Annotated in this window: 14 protein-coding genes; 7 read left to right on the top strand and 7 right to left on the bottom strand. The window is 48.6% G+C overall.

All coding sequences use genetic code 11. From position 1 onward, the window contains the following. Positions 1 to 9 precede the first annotated feature (9 nt). Both cysW and cysT read right to left on the bottom strand, forming a co-directional pair. Positions 10 to 891: a sulfate ABC transporter permease subunit CysW gene (gene cysW, locus FHQ30_RS11160; protein WP_139611414.1), complete on the bottom strand. Its 882-nt coding sequence runs from the start codon at positions 889 to 891 to the stop codon at positions 10 to 12. Between the two features lie 10 nt (positions 892 to 901). After that, positions 902 to 1735 carry a sulfate ABC transporter permease subunit CysT gene (gene cysT, locus FHQ30_RS11155; RefSeq protein WP_139611415.1) on the bottom strand — a complete coding sequence of 278 codons (834 nt, stop codon included), beginning with the start codon at positions 1733 to 1735 and terminating at the stop codon, positions 902 to 904. A 261-nt stretch (positions 1736 to 1996) separates the two neighbouring features. Between cysT and FHQ30_RS11150 the strand changes: the two genes are divergently transcribed. The 7 genes from FHQ30_RS11150 to cysI all read left to right on the top strand — a co-directional run bounded on the left by FHQ30_RS11150 (position 1997) and on the right by cysI (position 11286). Further along, positions 1997 to 2998 (top strand): sulfate ABC transporter substrate-binding protein, encoded by a 1002-nt coding sequence (locus FHQ30_RS11150; protein WP_139611416.1) that lies wholly within the window; start codon positions 1997 to 1999, stop codon positions 2996 to 2998. Between the two features lie 13 nt (positions 2999 to 3011). Continuing rightward, complete coding sequence (gene cysG, locus FHQ30_RS11145) at positions 3012 to 4481, top strand: siroheme synthase CysG (protein ID WP_139611417.1); 1470 nt, start codon at positions 3012 to 3014, stop codon at positions 4479 to 4481. A 22-nt stretch (positions 4482 to 4503) separates the two neighbouring features. Next, a complete protein-coding gene (locus FHQ30_RS11140) occupies positions 4504 to 5241 on the top strand; it encodes a phosphoadenylyl-sulfate reductase (RefSeq protein ID WP_139611418.1) in 738 nt (245 codons plus the stop codon). Positions 5242 to 5271: 30 nt separating this feature from the next. Beyond that, positions 5272 to 6201, top strand: a complete 930-nt coding sequence (cysD, locus tag FHQ30_RS11135) for a sulfate adenylyltransferase subunit CysD (RefSeq protein ID WP_139611419.1) — start codon at positions 5272 to 5274, stop codon at positions 6199 to 6201. 133 nt (positions 6202 to 6334) lie between these two features. After that, positions 6335 to 7630 carry a sulfate adenylyltransferase subunit 1 gene (locus tag FHQ30_RS11130; protein WP_139611420.1) on the top strand — a complete coding sequence of 432 codons (1296 nt, stop codon included), beginning with the start codon at positions 6335 to 6337 and terminating at the stop codon, positions 7628 to 7630. A 21-nt stretch (positions 7631 to 7651) separates the two neighbouring features. After that, a complete protein-coding gene (gene cysJ / locus FHQ30_RS11125; protein ID WP_139611421.1) occupies positions 7652 to 9487 on the top strand; it encodes an NADPH-dependent assimilatory sulfite reductase flavoprotein subunit in 1836 nt (611 codons plus the stop codon). A 23-nt stretch (positions 9488 to 9510) separates the two neighbouring features. Beyond that, positions 9511 to 11286 carry an assimilatory sulfite reductase (NADPH) hemoprotein subunit gene (cysI, locus tag FHQ30_RS11120; RefSeq protein ID WP_139611422.1) on the top strand — a complete coding sequence of 592 codons (1776 nt, stop codon included), beginning with the start codon at positions 9511 to 9513 and terminating at the stop codon, positions 11284 to 11286. 80 nt (positions 11287 to 11366) lie between these two features. On the opposite strand, the gene FHQ30_RS11115 is transcribed toward cysI, so the two are convergent. The 5 genes from FHQ30_RS11115 to FHQ30_RS11095 all read right to left on the bottom strand — a co-directional run bounded on the left by FHQ30_RS11115 (position 11367) and on the right by FHQ30_RS11095 (position 18439). Further along, a complete protein-coding gene (locus tag FHQ30_RS11115) occupies positions 11367 to 12530 on the bottom strand; it encodes an oligogalacturonate lyase family protein (protein ID WP_139611423.1) in 1164 nt (387 codons plus the stop codon). A gap of 73 nt (positions 12531 to 12603) precedes the next feature. Then, entirely contained in the window at positions 12604 to 14340 is a 1737-nt protein-coding gene (locus FHQ30_RS11110; RefSeq protein WP_139611424.1) for a sodium:solute symporter family protein, read from the bottom strand. Positions 14341 to 14513: 173 nt separating this feature from the next. Continuing rightward, positions 14514 to 16748 carry a right-handed parallel beta-helix repeat-containing protein gene (locus FHQ30_RS11105; RefSeq protein WP_267963829.1) on the bottom strand — a complete coding sequence of 745 codons (2235 nt, stop codon included), beginning with the start codon at positions 16746 to 16748 and terminating at the stop codon, positions 14514 to 14516. Positions 16749 to 16805: 57 nt separating this feature from the next. Next, positions 16806 to 17729 carry a 2-dehydro-3-deoxygluconokinase gene (kdgK, locus tag FHQ30_RS11100; RefSeq protein WP_139615141.1) on the bottom strand — a complete coding sequence of 308 codons (924 nt, stop codon included), beginning with the start codon at positions 17727 to 17729 and terminating at the stop codon, positions 16806 to 16808. Between the two features lie 68 nt (positions 17730 to 17797). Continuing rightward, complete coding sequence (locus FHQ30_RS11095; RefSeq protein ID WP_139611426.1) at positions 17798 to 18439, bottom strand: RpiB/LacA/LacB family sugar-phosphate isomerase; 642 nt, start codon at positions 18437 to 18439, stop codon at positions 17798 to 17800. Positions 18440 to 18488 lie beyond the last annotated feature (49 nt).

Below are 18488 nucleotides of genomic sequence, written 5' to 3'. Positions count from 1 at the left end.
ATTTTTTCCTTAAACCGCACTTTCAATCGCCGTGTCAGGCAGATAATCGCTTAATCTGGTGTGTTGCCGGCGTTTTCTTCGTTGCAGATAGGCCACTACATTTTGTAATAACAGGGTCAGAATCGCGAGCAATGCCAACAAACTGGCGCAGGCAAAAGCCGCAGTAAATTGATATTCGTTATAGAGAATTTCAACGTGCAGCGGAATGGTATTGGTTTGGTTGCGGATGTGTCCCGAGACCACGCTGACCGCCCCGAATTCGCCCATCGCCCGTGCATTGGCGAGAATAGCGCCATAGAGTAGCGGCCATTTGATTTTCGGCAGCGTGACTCGGAAAAAAATCGCCCAAAATGAGGCGCCTAATGTGAGTGCCGCCTGTTCTTCACTATTGCCTAAACTTTTCAACGTCGGCAGCAGTGATTTCACCACCAACGGAAAGGTGACGAACAGGGTCGCCAATACTATGCCCGGCAAGGCGAAAATCACTTCGATGTCGTTGGCGTCCAGCCATACGCCGAATAAACCGTTTATCCCAAACAGCAACACCAGCATTAAACCCGCCACCACCGGCGAAACCGACAGTGGCAAGTCAATCAACGTGGTAAGAAGATTTTTACCTTTAAAATCAAAATTGCTAAGCAACCATGCCATCACTAAACCAAAAAATACATTGATCGGGAGTGAAATTAATGCGACCAGTAAAGTTAATTTAATGGCATTCAAGGCTTCGGTTTCCCGCAGGGCGAGCCAAAAGGTCGGCAAACCTGCGGCTAGTGCTTGATAAAAAATCGCCAACAGTGGCACGAGCAACAGCAGGGTTAAAAACAGCAGGCTGATACCAATCAACAACCAGCGCCAATAGCGGCTTTCTTGATATTGTGGATGAATCATCTTGACCTCGTTATTTACTGAGTGTGTGACGGTTGAGATACCACTGCCACAAATTGACTGCCAGCAGCAACAAAAAGGCAAGCAGCAACATCAAAAATGCCACGGCTGCCGCCCCTTGCATATCGTAAATATCCAATTTGGACATAATAATCAGCGGCGCAATTTCTGAGACCAGCGGAAGATTGCCGGCGATAAAAATCACCGAACCGTATTCGCCGAGCGAGCGTGCCAAGCCCATTCCCGCCCCGCCGATCAACGCCGGATAAAGTGCGGGTAAGATCACTCGGCGCACAATGGTAAAGCGATCCGCCCCTAAAGTGGTTGCCGCCTCTTCCAACGAGCTGTCCAATTCGCTCAACAGCGGTTGTACTGCGCGCACAATAAACGGAAAACTGACGAAGACCAACGCAATGGCAATGCCTAATGGCGTGAAGGCGATTTTGATGCCGAGCGGCGCAAACAGCTGGCCGAATAAACCGTTCGGTGCATATAAACTGGCCAGCACGATGCCGGCAACGGCGGTCGGCAATGCAAACGGCAGATCGATCAGCGCATTGAGCAACGCTTTGCCTCTGAATTGATAGCGCACCAACACCCAGGCGACGATCGTGCCGAAAACCACATTCAGCATGGTGGCAAACAGTGCCAGCTTTAATGACAGCCCAATCGAGGCAAGCACCCGTTGATTGGTTACGGTTTGCCAAAATTGATGCCACTCTAATTGAAGAGTGGTTAGCAACAGCATCACAAACGGCAAAATGACCATGCCGCCGACCCACAACAGGGTGATCGTCAAACTGCTTTTAAAACCGGGCAATACCGCACTTGTCTTCAACCATTTCATGCCGTTATCCACTTCTTCAGAATCTTATGGCATATCACTATGGCGGAGCAAAAACCAATAAGCAAAGAACATAAAATTCTCATTTATTACTAAAAAGAATAACAAGTTGCAAAAATAAGCGGTTTAGTTCTTATAGTCTAAAACCAACTAATTTATAACTTTTTATTATTTTTCGGCATAAACGAATTATTTTATAACTATCCCCCATAGTCACCAGCCGGATACGGTGTCGGTTCAGTCAATTGAAAATGGTTTCGAGACATGAAAAGAGCAGCAAAAACAACAAAATGGCAGATTTTACTGGCAAGCGTACTGAGTTTTAGCGCTATGGCTGATGACTCCATTTTAGTGGTGTCTTACGACGTGATTCGAGACTACTACAAACAATACAATCCGCTGTATATCCAAGCCTATCAACAACAGCATCAGGCGCGCTTGAATATTGCGCAATCGTTTGGCGGCGCGAGCAAACAGGCGATTGCGGTGCGCAACGGTTTGCCTGCTGATGTGGTGACGTTGAATCAGCAAAATGATGTCGATCTGTTGGCAGAGAGCGGTTTGGTCGCGCCAGACTGGCAACAGCGCTACCCAAATCAAGCGATTCCGTTCAGCAGCGTCACGGTGTTTCTGGTGCGTAAAGGCAATCCTAAGCAGATTCACGATTGGAATGATCTGGCGCGGCAAGGGGTGAGCGTCATTTTTGCCAACCCGAAAACCTCCGGCAACGGGCGTTATGCCTATCTGTCGGCGTTGGGTTATGCCAAACAGCATTATCACAGCGAAACGCAAGTCCACGACTTTATGCGTAAATTACTGAAAAATATTCCGATATTTGATGCCGGCGCACGCGCCGCCAGTATCACCTTCACTCAACGCCAAATTGGTGATGTGCTGGTGACACCGGAAAACGAAGCCGGTTTGGCAGCCCACGCACTGGGTGCCGATCAATTTGAAATGGTGTATCCGAGTTACAGCGCGAATGTCGATGTGTTTGTGGCAGAAGTGACAAAAAATACCGCACGCCATCACAACAGCCAAACGGCACAGGATTTTATCGCTTCTTTATGGCAGGCGCATGCACAACGTGTGGCGGCAGAGAATTATTTCCGTCCAAGTAATCCGACGATTTTGAACGAGTACCAAGTGCGGTTTCCGCCAATGCAAACTTTTAATGTCAATCAGGTGTTTGGTGATTGGGCGATGATCAACCAACAACATTTTGCTGACGGCGCCTTGTTCGATCAGCTCTATTTAAGCCAATAGTGGGAAGAGTCACATGAACTATTTACCGATTTTCGTCGATTTAAAACAGCGTCCGGTGTTGGTGGTCGGCGGCGGACACATTGCTGAACGCAAAATTGCCGCCTTGCTGAAAGCCGAAGCCAAGGTGCAGGTGGTGGCACACACGCTGAACCGCACTTTGCAGCAATGGGCTAGCCAACAACGGCTGGAATGGCTGGCTCAGGAGTTCGACCCGCAGCAAGTGCGCTCGGTCTATCTGGTGATTGCCGCCACCAATGACAACCAATTGAACCAACAGGTTTTTTTGGCGGCAGAACAGGCGCAGCGCTTGGTCAATGTGGTCGATGATCAACCGCATTGCAGCTATATTTTTCCGTCGATTATCGACCGTAGCCCGATTCAAATTGCGATTTCCAGCGGCGGCACCGCCCCGGTGTTGGCACGTTTATTACGCGAAAAATTGGAAGCCCTGTTGCCGCAGAATTTAGGCGCAATGGCGCAAATCTCCGGGCGCTGGCGGGAAAAAGTCAAAGTGCGGTTGACGCAACTGACCCAACGGCGCCGTTTTTGGGAAAAATTGTTTAATCACCCGACTTTTCAACGTTTAACCGAAAATCAACAATTTTCCCAAGCGGAACAGCTGCTGCAACGGCAACTCAATCAAGATTATCCGGTTATCGGTGAAGTGGCGTTAGTTGGTGCAGGCCCGGGCGATGCCGGTTTATTGACCTTGAAAGGCTTGCAAACCATTCAGCAGGCGGATGTGGTGTTGTATGACGCCTTGGTTTCTGATCAGGTGTTGGAATTGGTGCGGCGCGATGCAGACAAAGTGTTTGTCGGCAAACGTGCGGGCAAGCACTGTGTGGCACAACAAGATACTAATCAATTATTAGTAGATTACGCCCGGCAAGGCAAGCGTGTGGTGCGTTTGAAAGGTGGTGATCCGTTTGTGTTCGGACGAGGTGGCGAGGAGCTGGAAGTGCTGAAAGCGCATAAGATTCCGTTCAGCGTGGTGCCGGGGATTACCGCCGCTTTGGGGGCGACGGCTTATGCCGGGATTCCGCTGACTCACCGCGATCATGCGCAAACGGCGATGTTCATCACCGGACATTGCCAGCCGGACGGCAACAAGCTGCGCTGGGAAACGTTGGCGCAAGGCAAGCAAACGCTGGTGGTCTACATGGGCACGATTAAAGCGGCGGAACTGAGCCGCCAGTTACAGGCGCACGGGCGCAGTGCAGATACGCCGGTTGCGGTGATCAGCAACGGCACTTTGGCGGAGCAAACGGTTCAAACCGGGCAATTACATCAGTTGGCAGTGTTAGCCGAACAGGCTCCGAAACCGGCATTGATCGTGATTGGCGAAGTGGTGGCGCTGCAACCGCACTTGGCATGGTTTGGCGAAGCAGCACAGCAGTTTGTGCTGACCGAGCCGCAACTATTTCAGCCGAACAACGAATTGCAATCGTTTGAAGCATCTGAACCATTAAAGAAAATCGCTTGAGCAAGCAGTGAAAGGACTCCTTATGTTTAAACCGAATTTATGGCAAATTCCGACGATTGCACACCCGGTGCAACAGCAATTGGCGCACAAAACCGAGATCTTGATCGAACGATTAAAACAGATTGCCGAACGGCATCAAACCGCAAAATTTGCCAGCAGTTTGGCGGTGGAAGATATGCTGATCACCGATTTAATTGCCAAGTGCGGTATCCCAATCGAGGTGTTTACTCTGAATACCGGACGGTTAAACCCGGAAACCTTAGCGCTGCTCGAACAGGTCGAACAACGCTATCCCAATCTGACTTTACAGCGCTATTTTCCACAAGCGGCAGCGGTGCAGGCGTATATCCATACTCAAGGGGAAAATGCATTTTATCACAGTGTGGAACAGCGCCAGCAGTGCTGTTTTATCCGCAAAGTGGAACCGCTTAACCGTGCGTTACAAGCGGCGGATGCTTGGTTGAGCGGACAACGGCGCGATCAGTCGGTCACACGCGCAGAACTGCCGTTCAGCGAACGGGATCAGGCACGCCGAATCGCCAAATATAACCCGATTTTCGATTGGTCGGAACGGGACGTGTGGGCGTATATCCTGCACCACCAAGTGCCGTACAACCGCTTATATCAGCAAGGCTACCCAAGTATCGGCTGCGAGCCCTGCACCCGCCCGGTGAAAGTCGACGAGGATATTCGTGCCGGACGCTGGTGGTGGGAGAATAAAGACAGTAAAGAGTGCGGTTTGCACACCCAGTCAGCCTGAATCACAAACAAAAGAATAAAAGGAAATACTATGACAAACACTGCACAACCATTACAAGACGGCCATCTGGATTGGCTGGAGGCGGAGTCGATTCATATTATCCGCGAAGTGGTCGCCGAATGTGAAAAACCGGCGCTGCTGTTTTCCGGCGGAAAAGATTCGGTGGTGTTGTTGGCATTGGCGCGTAAAGCCTTTCAACTGCAAGGACGTGAATTGAATTTGCCGTTTCCGCTGGTGCATATCGACACCGGGCACAACTATCCTGAAGTGATCGAATTTCGCGATCAACAGGTGGCGAAGCTCAACGCCAGGCTGATAGTCGGGCATGTCGAAGACTCGATCAACAAAGGTACGGTGGTGTTGCGTAAAGCCACCGACTCTCGCAATGCGGCGCAAGCGGTGACGCTGTTGGAAACCATCGAAGAGCACGGCTTCAGCGCCTTGATGGGCGGGGCACGTCGTGATGAAGAGAAAGCGCGTGCCAAAGAGCGGATCTTCTCGTTCCGTGACGAATTCGGACAGTGGGATCCGAAAGCACAGCGTCCGGAATTATGGTCGTTGTATAACGCCAAACTGCACAAAGGCGAAAATATGCGGGTGTTCCCGATCTCCAACTGGACGGAATTGGATATTTGGCAATATATCGCCCGTGAAAAATTGGAATTACCGTCGATTTATTACGCCCATCAACGGGAAGTGGTGCGTAAAAAAGGTTTATTGGTGCCGGTGACAGCGATCACCCCCAAAGCTGCCAACGACAGCAGCGAAGTGTTATCGGTGCGTTTTCGCACCGTCGGTGACATCAGCTGCACCTGCCCGGTCGCCAGCACTGCCGCCACCGCACTTGAGATTATCCAAGAAACGGCGGTGGTTGAAATCTCGGAACGCAGCGCCACCCGTTTAGACGATCAGGTGAGTGAGGCCGCCATGGAGCAGCGCAAAAAACAAGGGTATTTTTAAGTCTGAAATAAGACGATAACGGCGTTGCAAATGCTCGCCGAAGTCCCACTTCGACTGCGCTTTGCGCCTTGTTCTCGCTCATTTCAGTCTTAAAAGGCGTGAGAATATAAAAATGAATAAAAGGAACACCATCATGACCAGTTTAAACCAATACGCTCCGTTGCGTTTTATCACCGCCGGCAGTGTGGATGACGGCAAAAGCACCTTAATCGGGCGGTTGCTGTACGACAGCAAAGCGCTGCTCAGCGACCAACTGTTGAGCTTGGACAAATCGAAAAACAACGGCGAAGTGATCGACTTCTCCATTCTGACCGACGGCTTGCAAGCCGAGCGTGAACAAGGCATTACAATCGATGTGGCTTACCGCTATTTTTCCACCGCCAAGCGCAAATTTATCATCGCTGATACGCCGGGGCACGAGCAATATACCCGTAACATGGTGACCGGCGCCTCAACCGCCAATGCGGCGGTGGTGCTGATTGATGCCACGCAACTGGATTTCAAGCAAGCGCCATTACAGTTGCTGCCACAAACCAAACGCCATTCTGCGATCCTGAAATATCTCAACTGCCCGCACATCTTGGTGGCGGTGAATAAAATGGATCTGCTGGGTTTTGCACAGGCAAAATTCGAGGCAATTTGTGCCGCATACCGCACGTTGGCGCTGCAACTGGGCTTACATCAGGACATCCACTTCATTCCCGTTTCCGCTTTGCAGGGGGACAACATCGTTCATACCAGCGCCAACACTCCTTGGTATCAAGGAGAACCGCTGTTAAGTATTTTGGAGGCATTGCCAAGTAATGAGCATGTCGCCCTTGATGCCCGGCATTTCCATTTTCCGGTGCAGTTGGTGCTGCGTTTAGATAGTGATAAGCAAGATGATTTTCGTGGCTATCAGGGACGGATCGAGTCCGGCAGCATCAAACTTGGCGACCCGGTGCGGATCGAACCGGCCGGGCGCATTAGCACGGTAAGCAAAATTTTCAGCCCGAATGGATCGGTTGCAACCGCACAAGCCGGAGAGCAAGTGACGATCCGCCTGAGCGACGACATTGATATTTCACGCGGCGATACCTTACTGGCAGTCGATTCCGGCACCCAAGCCAATAAGAAACTGCAGGCAACCTTGTGTTGGTTCGATGAGCGGGCGCTGAACCCGGCACGCAAATACCTGCTAAAACACAGCACCCAAACCGTATTTGCCAAGATCAACAAGGTCGAGCAGGTGCTGGATGTCCATACCTTGAGCAAGGTAAGCGAATCGCACAGCTTGAATATGAATGATTTGGGGGAAGTGCAACTCAGCTTACAAAAGCCGATTTGCTGCACCTGCTATCAGGACAATATCGCCACCGGTTCATTCATTTTGATTGATGAAGCGACTTACCACACGGTGGCGGCAGGTATGATTTTAGATTTTGAATAATATTGCGTTTGTGGGGATCAGATGAAGATTGAGAAAACAACGAATTTAACACTGTCGCCGGAACTCAACAGCAGCCTTGCCACGCTGGATGCGTTACAGTTGGCGTGGCTGTCCGGCTATTGCTGGAGCGAAGCACAAAACAGACAAGGCGGGCAAAGTGCGGTTTCGCAAGCAGCAAGTGCGCTACCAACCGCACTTCAGCCATTACTTCAGCCGTCACTTCAGCCATTGCCGGTGACGATTATTTCAGCCTCGCAAACCGGCAATGCGCGCAAAGTGGCGGAGCAGTTAACAAGCAAACTGGTGGCAAGCGGTGTCGAGGTCAAACTGGTTGCAGCGGCGGATTACAAACCGAAAAATCTCGCCGATGAAAAGTTGCTGTTGCTGGTGACGTCAACCCAAGGCGACGGTGAGCCGCCGGAGGAGGCGGTCAGCCTGCATAAATATCTGTTTGGCAAAAAAGCCCCCAATTTGAGCAATACCGAATTTGCCGTGCTGGGTTTGGGCGACAGTTCCTATCCGGATTTTTGTCAGGCTGGCAAAGATTTTGATGCTAAGCTGGCAGAATTGGGTGGTACACGACTATTAGAGCGGCAGGACTGCGATCTGGATTATCAAGCGATTGCCGACACTTGGATCGAACAGATCAGCCGATTGTTACAGCAGAAAAACCAAACTCAAAACCAAAGTGCGGTTGCAGCCCCTGCGGCAAGCACAGCAAACAGCGCAAGTGCGGTAAGTTTAATTTATAACAAAGAGAATCCGTTTCCGGCAACTTTGGCGGTGCGACAAAAAATCACGGCACGCGGCTCGGAAAAAGATGTGCGCCATTTGGAAATCGACCTTTCCGGTTCAGGTTTGCACTATCAGCCGGGCGATGCGCTGGGGGTGTGGTTCAACAATGATCCGGCACTGGTGGCAGAGATCCTGCAGGCAGTTTCGCTGCACGGCGAAGAAAAAGTGCGGTTGAACGGCGCCGAAGTCAGCATTCGCAGCGCATTGCTGCAGTCGTTGGAGATCACCCAGAACACACCGCACTTTGTCAAAGGTTATGCCGATTTAGCAAATAACACCGAACTGAATGAGCAGGTGAAAAGTGCGGTTGCGATTCAAGCGTATATCCAAACCACACCGATTATCGGGGTGCTGCAAGCCTATCCGTTTGTGCTCAGTGCCGAGCAGTTGCTTGGTCTGTTGCGACCATTGACGCCACGCTTATATTCAATCGCCTCCGCACAGGAGGAGGTGGGCGAGGAGGTGCATTTAACCGTGGGGCTGCTGCAATATGCTTATGCAGGCAAAACCCGGTTTGGTGCAGCCTCAAGCTATTTGGCACAGCGGCTTGAAGAAGACGGCGAAGTACGCATATTCATTGAACAGAACGACAACTTCCGCTTGCCGTCAAACAACGACACCCCGATTATCATGATCGGCGCCGGCACCGGCATTGCGCCGTTCCGCGCCTTTGTGCAGCAACGGGCGGCAGTAGAGGCACAAGGCAAAAACTGGCTGATTTTCGGCAACCAACACTTCACCGACGATTTTCTGTATCAAATTGAATGGCAGACGTTTGCCAAGGAAGGCTATTTACACAAATACAACTTTGCCTGGTCGCGCGATCAAGCCGAAAAAATCTATGTGCAGCACAAAATCCGTGAACAAGCGGAAAGCCTGTGGCAATGGTTGCAGCAAGGGGCGCATATTTATGTCTGCGGTGACGCTTCGCGCATGGCAAAAGAGGTGGAACAGGCGTTGTTAGACGTGATTGCGCAACAGGGCAAACTCAGTGCGGAAGAGGCGGATGAATATCTGGACGAACTGCGGCAAAACAAACGCTATCAGCGTGATGTGTATTAAGCATTTGAATGGGAGTGAACAACATGAGCGATAAAAAAACACCAGAAAAAGCAGTGGAGTGGAAAGCCAAACCGTTAGCTGACAATGAGCGGCTCAAAGGTGACAGCGACTATTTGCACGGCACCATTGCCGATGATCTCAACGAACAACTGACCGGCGGTTTCGTGAAAGATAATTTCCAGCTAATCCGTTTTCACGGTATGTACGAGCAAGATGATCGCGATATTCGTGCCGAACGTTTGGAGCAAAAATTAGAACCGAATAAAAATGTGATGCTGCGCTGTCGCTTGCCGGGCGGTATCATTGCGCCGAAACAATGGCTGGGCATCGACCAATTTGCCACTGAACACACCAACTACGGCAGTATCCGCTTAACCAACCGCCAGACTTTCCAGTTTCACGGCGTACTGAAACAGAACATCAAACCAATGCACCAGTGGTTGCACCACTTGGGCTTGGATTCGATTGCCACTGCCGGCGATGTCAACCGCAACGTGCTGTGCACCTCGAACCCGGTGGAAAGTGATCTGCACCGTGAAGCCTACGAATGGGCGAAAAAAATCTCCGAGCATCTGTTGCCAAAAACCACCGCTTATGCCGATATTTGGTTGGACGGCGAAAAAGTGTTTACCACCGAACTGTCAAAACCGTTGTTGAAAGAGTCTAGTGATAAAACCGAGCCGGTGTTGGGCAAAAATTACCTGCCGCGTAAATTCAAAACCACCGTGGTGATCCCACCGCATAACGATGTGGATCTGCACGCCAACGATCTGAATTTCGTCGCCATCGGTGAAAACGGTAAATTGGTCGGTTTCAACGTGCTGGTCGGCGGCGGCTTGTCAATGGAACACGGTAACCCTAAAACCTACCCGAATACGGCGAGAGAGTTAGGTTTTGTCGGCTTGGAAAACGTGCTGGCGTGTGCCGAAGCGGTGGTCACGACGCAACGGGATTGGGGCAACCGCAGCGACCGTAAAAATGCCAAACTGCGTTACACCATCGAGCGGGTCGGCATGGAGACCTTCACCAGAGAGATCGAAACCCGTATCGGCGCTAAATTGCAAGCGATCCGTCCTTATCGATTTACTGAACGGGGCGATCGGATCGGTTGGGTGCAGGGCGAAGATAAAAAATGGCATTTAACGCTGTTTATTGAAAATGGGCGTTTGCTTGATTTCCCGCACCGACCATTAAAGAGCGGTATGCGTGAAATTGCTAAGATTCACAAAGGGGATTTCCGTTTGACGGCGAATCAAAATCTGATTGTTGCCGGCGTCGCCACCCGTGATAAAGCTAACATCGAAAAAATCGCCCGGCAATATAAACTGATTGACGACAGCGTGACGCCACAACGGGAAAACAGTATGGCGTGCGTCTCCTTGCCGACTTGCCCGTTGGCAATGGCGGAGGCCGAGCGTTTCTTACCGCACTTTATCGATCAGGTGGATTCTATTTTAGCCAAACACGGCGTGGCGGAGGAGCAGATCGTGTTGCGAGTCACCGGCTGCCCGAACGGCTGTGGACGAGCGATGTTGGCGGAAATCGGTTTGGTCGGCAAAGCCATCGGGCGTTATAACCTGCATGTGGGCGGCAACCTAGCCGGCACCCGCATTCCACGCCTGTTTAAAGAAAATATCACCGAAGTGGAAATCCTGGCGATACTGGACGGTTGGATCGGAGACTGGGCACAAAACCGCCAAAGCAATGAAAGTTTTGGCGATTTCGCAATCCGCAGCGGCATCAGCAAACCCGTGATCAATGCCGCAATTGATTTTTGGGACGTGACTAAAGTGGCTTAACGGTGGCTTAGTAAACGTTTATAGCAAGAGTATCAGAGAAAAGCGCCAGAGATGGCGCTTTTTTAGTGGCATAGACGAGATTAACGATAGCTGGCAGGTACATTTGCCAAATAGATCGCCGGTACGCCTTCGAAATCACTACCAAACAGCACTTGGCTGTCATCGGGTGAAAAAGAGGGGTGAGGGTGGGTAATTTGGCGATCACCGTCCAGCACTTCCCAAGAAGTGCTGTGTTTGGCAAGCTTGTAGCTTTGCTTTTGTCTGATATTGAAAATATATAAAAACGGATCATTTTCAATATTGTAGCTAGCGCTATCATCGACATCGACCGGAGAATCACAGCCGTCACCGACCATTAAACTGCCGTCAAAATTGCTCATCAGATGTGAGCATGGCGGCATCACCATCAAACGGGTATTTTCCAATGTCATCGGATCAGCAGTGTAGATAACTCGTTCAGTTTGCCCTTTGAAGTAAGAGACATACGCCATTTTGGCGCCGTTCGGCAACCAAAATTCATGGGTGCAGGATTCGCCCGGCAGGTGCTGTTTCACTTTTCTCAGCTGACTGCCGTCCTCATTAATCAACCACATTCGAGCATCGACTAAATCGTGTGGGCCTTCATGGCAAAAACCGATTGTGTTGTCATCAAAAGGGCGGTAAGTCGGGTGTCCGAGCCAAGCGTTTTCTTGATGAATAACGGAGACCTCGCCGCTTAAAATATCCACGTGGATTAAACGGCAGGTTGGTTTGGTGTGGTAAAAGGCTTTAAATTTCTCCCAATCGGTTAACGGCTGCCAGCAGGATTTTAGGATTTCAATTCCGACCAGCTTAGTGCAGTCTGAGTTTGCCACCCAAGTGCCATAACCTTTCCAATTATTATCGACGGTATAAATTACCGTTTCTTGCAAGGTTTGCAGATCCACTCTACATAAATTGGTGTCATTTTTAACATAAAAAAATGATTTATCGTCATCTGCAATAAAACCACCAAAGGTATTGTCGCCTTTACCCTCGGTGAGTTGTGTAGCGATTTGACTGTGCATATCCAGTAAATAATAGTTTCGGTTGCCATCAAAATCTCCAGCAAACAGCAACTTACTGCCGTCTTGGGTAAAGCATTTCTGATAAAAATAATTACGATGACAGATAACCTCTTTTGGTGTCAGCCGTGTCACTTCAATCTTGGTATCTGAATCAAGAAATGATTCAAATTCAAATTGGATTTGCTGTCCTTTAGCCATAGTTTTTACTCCTAAAGTGCGGTATGCGTGTGGCATTCAAGCATACCGCAAGTCAATATTGGTTACTGCAAAGCTACTTCATTTCTGCGCTACGTTTGAGTAGATAGCCGATAGTAAAGATGGTCAGGGCGCAGCAAAGATAGAGCAGTCTTCCCCACAACGGATTTGGAATCAAAATCATCAAGCTCAAACCCGCTGCCATATAGGTAACCAGTGTGCCTAATTTTTTGCGTTGCATCCGGTCAACGACATCTTGTCCGTCTTCAGCAACACATTCGGTATCTACATCGTTAAAAAAGGCGGCAGTTGTCGCTTTATACGGATCATTTTCTGCTTTATAGAACAGAGTGGTCAAGCAGAAGAAGCCTGCGGTAAAGAATAGATGGGCAGCAATGGTAATGATGATTTTAAGTTCGGAAATTTCACGACCGGTTAAGTTGTCAACGCCAAACCAGCCGGCAACCCATTGAGGGGTGAAGACTTTTACCACCGACCAAGAAACCAACATTCCCACCACTACTGTTGCCCAAGGCGCCCATTTTGGTGTTTTGCGAATGATGATGCCTAAGAATAATGGCACTAAAATTGGCGATTGTAATAAGGTGGCAACCTGCATCATCAAATCAAACAAACTGAGGTGTTTTAATGAGTTGAAGAACTGTGCCATTAAGATAACCAAGATACCATTGACAATACACACTACTTGACCGGCGCGCAGCAGTTCTTTGTCGTCGGCTTGTCCTTTACGGACAATCGGGGCATAGAAACTGCGGACAAAAATACCGGAGTTGCGATTCAAGGCCGAGTCCATTGAGGACATGGTGGCGGCAAATAGCCCAGCCATCAGTAATCCGACGGTACCCAACGGCATCGCATTACGAGCAAACACCAAGTAAACAGCATCAGCGGCTTTGTTGCCTAATTGTGGATATTCTGCGGCGGCATTCGGATAGATAATGGCGGAAACCCATGGCGGAATAAACCAAATAGCGGTTCCAAATAGCATCAACACTAAAGCGAGAATTGCAGCTTTACTGGCATTTTTAGAATCTTTGGCGTTTAAGAAGCGGTAAGATTCCTGCATATTGTTGATACTTTGCAACTGTTTGACTACAAAAAACAGGAAAGTACAGACAATCAGCAGTGGATAATTCATATCCGGGCCCATTACAAAGCTGCCCGGAAACTCGCGTACGATTTCGCCGGGACCACCGACCATGACCAAGGCAACCACCGCACAAGCGATCGAAATCACGGCTACCACCAACATTTGGATAAAGTCCGATGCCACAACCCCCCAAGCACCACTGAGTAACGAAACTAATAATACGACAGCACCGGTAACATAAATGGTGGTGATGATATCGGAATTAAACACCGCAGAAGCGAACACGCCTAAGCCGTTTAACCAAACCCCGGCGTTAATCACGCTGAGTGGAATGATAACCCAAGTGAAAAATTGTTCATTAACCGAACCAAAACGGCGTCCGACAGCTTCTGTTGGTGTATCGACCCGCATTTGTCTGAAGCGGCGGGCAAACCAAAAATAAGCAAAAACATAAGCGACCATATTCCCGACGAACACGGCGATAACCGATATACCATCAGTGAATGCCTTTCCGGCGGCGCCGGTGAAAGTCCAAGCGGAGAATTGAGTCATAAATGCAGTGCCGCCAACCATCCACCACAGCATTTTACCACCACCACGGAAGTAGTCGCTGGTGCTACTGCTAGCCATTTTTTTGAAAATCAGACTGATGGCGGCAATTAAAATGAAATAACCGGCTATGACGATATTATCAATATTCATATTCACCTCGAAACGTTGTTTTGATTTTTTAAAATCATACATCATAAAAATGAAAAATACTGTGACGGTAATCAAAATTATGTTTTATTTTTATAAAAATAAATTTTCATAATGTTTTTTGATGAAAAAAAAGAGCTGAAAAATAGTGTTAATCAGCCCTAATAACTAAGTAATCAATCGGTTAGCAAGGTTTGAACCGCTTTAGCTTCTTTCAAACCGGGAATCGTTTGTGAATAATCGACTTTGGATAATTTTTGTAGTTCGTTTAGATACCGCACTTTTGCATTTTTTGCCGTTGTGGATAGTAAAAAGTCATTATTAATCATTTGATTACCATTAACCACGTCAGGATACGGGCTTGGTTGGTAAAAGCGGAATGATTGGTTATTGATAAATGTGCCTTGCAATGATGCTTTCTCATAGGGGCTTTTACGGAACAGATAATTAAAACGCCGGTTGTCAATCGCCAGATTGTTTTCTAGCAATAGAGCGCCGGGGTTAAAATTATCGGTAAACCCGTCCATATTATTATGGAAAGCTAAGCTATTTTTAACAATATGGGCAACCGGAATGCCTTCGCCACCCAATTTGAATCCATTGCCGATGGAGGCACTCTTGCTTTGCACTTGTAAGGTTTGCCCGTTCATGAAAGCGATGGAATCCAGAATAGTCACGACACCATTCGGGCCGTCTTCGACTTTATTGAACAGATCCCAGCCGTCATCAATATTGTGGTGGGAAATACAACGAATAAAGGTATTGCCATCTCCAACCCGCATCTTGGCAGCAAAGCCATCAGCGTTGATTTGTGATTTGTCCATGTTATTAAAACTAATACTGTCTTTTACAATATTATGGCTAGCCCACAAGGCACGCCCGACGCCTTCTGGTGAAGTAATTTGAAATCCGGTGTCCGGTGCACTATGCGTGGTGATGTTGCGAAATTCGTTATAGCTGCCCTGTACAATCAGACTGGCACCTGCAACTTCAATATTTTCAACATGCCAGAAACTAGCTTGGTGAAGTACCTCACCGATAAACCGCACTTTTGCATTTTTCCCTTTGAGAGTTTTGTAAGCTTGTGCTGTTCCACTGCTTTGGCTTGGTAAAGTTAAAGCGGGGTAATCTCCGGCTTGTAAAAAGAGAGTGCCCCCCGGAGGCAGCCACTGAATGGCGGAAGTAAGATCCAAAGGTTTCTCCAATGTACCGTTGCCTTGTGAAGTGCCGTCCACCGCAACATGTAGGTTCATTGGATCTTCTAAAAGAACCGAAGACTTGCGGACGGTAATCGTATTCTCTTGTGCTTCCTTTTCTCCTTGAGGAAGATCAGGTACAAACCGCACTTTCACTTCTGAAGATGGCGTAGTAATACTTAATGCATGGCTAAAAAAATCACCGGCTTTTACGGTTACATTTTGCACTGCAATTTGATTATCCTGCCACAGACTGAAATGCCCGTCATAATTTGCCCGAGCTTGGAAGGTATAGCTATCACCGATTGTAATGCTCGCAGAGGCTTGAGTCAGTAAAACCGGAATTGCTGGTGTAGAAAAGGAAGTTGGGCTTAAATCCGTTCCTTGGCTGGTTTGTAGAGTGGCATCTTGAACTGAGATTTTGGCATTGCGAGAGGCAAAGAAACCCAGATACTGTTTTTCCGGATTTTGCTGTGCCAGAATCCCCGGCGTTAATTTTTCTAACGTGATCTGTTGTTTGATTTCGCCCTGTTGATAACCAAAAATGAATTGCTGATCAGTCTTTTCCAAAGTTAAATGGAATGGAGATTTGCTTGAAAAATCAATTCCTTCAACATAATCTTGGCGATATATCCGATTGCCTGCGGTTCCCCACGGATCTTGTATGCCTTCACGATAAGCCGCATTGATATTGATTTTTCCATCAGCGTCGCGGCTGTGTGAACGGATAAAATTCATTACCATATTAGAGGCTGCGGGAAACTCTTCATAGCCAATCGGTTGCGGCACTTCGCGTGCTTTGCCTAAAATATCACGCACCATGATTCCCGCACCTTCTTGCCGATTGGGATTGGCACCGGTTTCTGGTCCAAGCTGTTCAAGGGTGATGTTGGCTGACAGAATGAAATTGGTGTTTACCGGTAGTTCAGTATAATAAAATGTGACTCCCTCGTGAGAATTGGCGAGCTTTCCGCCACGACTTTCAAGGGTAAAACTGGGTGCTAACGGACCGGGAGTAACCGGAGTTGCGTTGACCAACGTTTCATTGGTGCTAACTTTCTCCGGCAGAATTGTCGAGCCGAAATTTAAATCGGTGGATTGTCCAAAGGTAATACTTTGCCAAATGATTGGCGCAGGCTCTGATGTTTTGCTCCATATACTGAATGGAAACATTAAAATGGTAGCAGGCAGAATAAGATGAACTATTTTCTTCATGGCTTTTTCCTTTTATGTTTCTTTTATCGTCACGACTATAGTTGCCGCATACATTGGCTATGGTAGCGGCATAAGTTCCCTATCAATAATCGCACCTCGATGTTGAATCACTATGCCGGCCAGTTGGTGTCCGGCAAGGATGGCTTCAGGGATACTGACGTTGTTAAGTCGGGCGGCGAGGTAAGCGGCGCTGAAAGAGTCGCCGGCGGCGGTGGTGTCGATGATGTTGTCGATTTTCTGCGGTGCCAGTTCGTGGCGTGATTGTGGCGTAACGACAATGCAACTGTCGGCGCCGCGTTTGATCACAACTTCTTGCACCCCCAGTGCCAAAGTGCGGTCGATTGCTTGTGCTTCGTGCTGATCGCCATACAGTTGCACTTCGTCATCGAAAGTGAGAAAAGCCATATCGGTCAAGGATAAAATCGTACGGTAGGCTTGTTGTGCCTTGGTGCTATTCTCCCATAACGCGGGGCGGTAGTTGTTGTCAAAGGCGATGTGGCAACCGCACTTTTTGCAAGCACTCAGAACCGTGAACAGTTTTTCCAGACAATCGTCCGGCAGTATCGCCAAACTGATGCCGCTTAGATAAATCCATTGGTAAGCGCTTAATTTTTGCGTGAGTTCATCAGCGCTGATATGGCGCAGCCAGTAGCGTGCGGCAGAATCATTGCGCCAGTAGTGGAAGCTGCGCTCTCCGTCGTCACGGGTTTCGATGGCATATAAACCGGGCAGTTTCTGCGGCAGTTCAAACACCAACTCAGTATTGATTGCTTCCGCTGCCCATGCCGCCAGCATATTTTGGCTGAAGCCGTCGCGTCCGACACCAGTAACATAAGCAGTTTGATTGCTGGTGCGTTGGGTCAATCTTGAGAAGTAAAGTGCGGTATTCAGCGTGTCGCCGCCGAATCCTTGTCGATAGTGTTGACCGCACTTTTGCAGTTCAACCATGCATTCGCCAATCACGGCAAGATTATTTTTCATGGGCTTGTTTCCATTTGTAAAAATAATAAAAAGCCAACGTATTGGGGTAGTCGGCTTTTTGAGAGGGGTTATCGGTTCAAAATATCACGCACGAAGGCTTCGATTTCTTTGTCTTGCCCATGTTCAAACAAGCACTGTTGAAAACGTTCGCCGCTGACCGCAGTTTTGATCAGCTCTGGATCGATTGCGCGCAAGCCGTCTAAATAATGTTCTTTCAGCACTGCGGCTTTGACTTGATTTAAGAGGCCGGCATTTCTGACTTGTGGCTCTTTACGGTCGAGTGGATAGCCTTCCCCTTTTACGCCGGTAAAGGCTTTTTCAAACATATAACGTACGTTCAGTTCCGCCCCCCAACCGAAGCCTTTGGCAAAAGCCAGTGCTAAGGCGTTGCCGTTATTGATTTGGGCAAATAAGAAAGCATCGGTCGGATCAAGGCAGTAACCGCAGACCACGCCGGGATGTAAATTGAGTGACATCATGGCACCTTGTCCGGTGCCACAGCCGGTCACCACGAAATCGACGGCTTTTGAATTCAACAAAATGCTAGCCATAATGCCGAGGTGAATGTAGGTTAGATGATGATCGTTTTCATCACTCATGCCGACGTTGAACACCGGATAGCCTTTTGTGTCGGCAACCGCTTTCAACTCTTTTAAAATAATCCGATTTTTGGCGGCTTGGCTGTTTTCCATCATTAATGCAATTTTCATATCAGTATTTCCTATATTAGGGTCTGTTGCTCTTTGTTTATAATTTGAG

It is taken from the genome of Testudinibacter sp. 'clade 2' (assembly GCF_006227735.1).
In the GTDB taxonomy this organism is placed as follows: domain Bacteria; phylum Pseudomonadota; class Gammaproteobacteria; order Enterobacterales; family Pasteurellaceae; genus Chelonobacter.
This window is presented reverse-complemented; position numbering and strand designations above follow the sequence as displayed.

Bases quoted from the DNA above. Each gene is read 5' to 3' on its own strand.
- cysW (WP_139611414.1), bottom strand. From the start codon at position 891: ATGATTCATCCACAATATCAAGAAAGCCGCTATTGGCGCTGGTTGTTG.
- cysT (WP_139611415.1), bottom strand. From the start codon at position 1,735: ATGAAATGGTTGAAGACAAGTGCGGTATTGCCCGGTTTTAAAAGCAGT.
- FHQ30_RS11150 (WP_139611416.1), top strand. From the start codon at position 1,997: ATGAAAAGAGCAGCAAAAACAACAAAATGGCAGATTTTACTGGCAAGC.
- cysG (WP_139611417.1), top strand. From the start codon at position 3,012: ATGAACTATTTACCGATTTTCGTCGATTTAAAACAGCGTCCGGTGTTG.
- FHQ30_RS11140 (WP_139611418.1), top strand. From the start codon at position 4,504: ATGTTTAAACCGAATTTATGGCAAATTCCGACGATTGCACACCCGGTG.
- cysD (WP_139611419.1), top strand. From the start codon at position 5,272: ATGACAAACACTGCACAACCATTACAAGACGGCCATCTGGATTGGCTG.
- FHQ30_RS11130 (WP_139611420.1), top strand. From the start codon at position 6,335: ATGACCAGTTTAAACCAATACGCTCCGTTGCGTTTTATCACCGCCGGC.
- cysJ (WP_139611421.1), top strand. From the start codon at position 7,652: ATGAAGATTGAGAAAACAACGAATTTAACACTGTCGCCGGAACTCAAC.
- cysI (WP_139611422.1), top strand. From the start codon at position 9,511: ATGAGCGATAAAAAAACACCAGAAAAAGCAGTGGAGTGGAAAGCCAAA.
- FHQ30_RS11115 (WP_139611423.1), bottom strand. From the start codon at position 12,530: ATGGCTAAAGGACAGCAAATCCAATTTGAATTTGAATCATTTCTTGAT.
- FHQ30_RS11110 (WP_139611424.1), bottom strand. From the start codon at position 14,340: ATGAATATTGATAATATCGTCATAGCCGGTTATTTCATTTTAATTGCC.
- FHQ30_RS11105 (WP_267963829.1), bottom strand. From the start codon at position 16,748: ATGAAGAAAATAGTTCATCTTATTCTGCCTGCTACCATTTTAATGTTT.
- kdgK (WP_139615141.1), bottom strand. From the start codon at position 17,729: ATGAAAAATAATCTTGCCGTGATTGGCGAATGCATGGTTGAACTGCAA.
- FHQ30_RS11095 (WP_139611426.1), bottom strand. From the start codon at position 18,439: ATGAAAATTGCATTAATGATGGAAAACAGCCAAGCCGCCAAAAATCGG.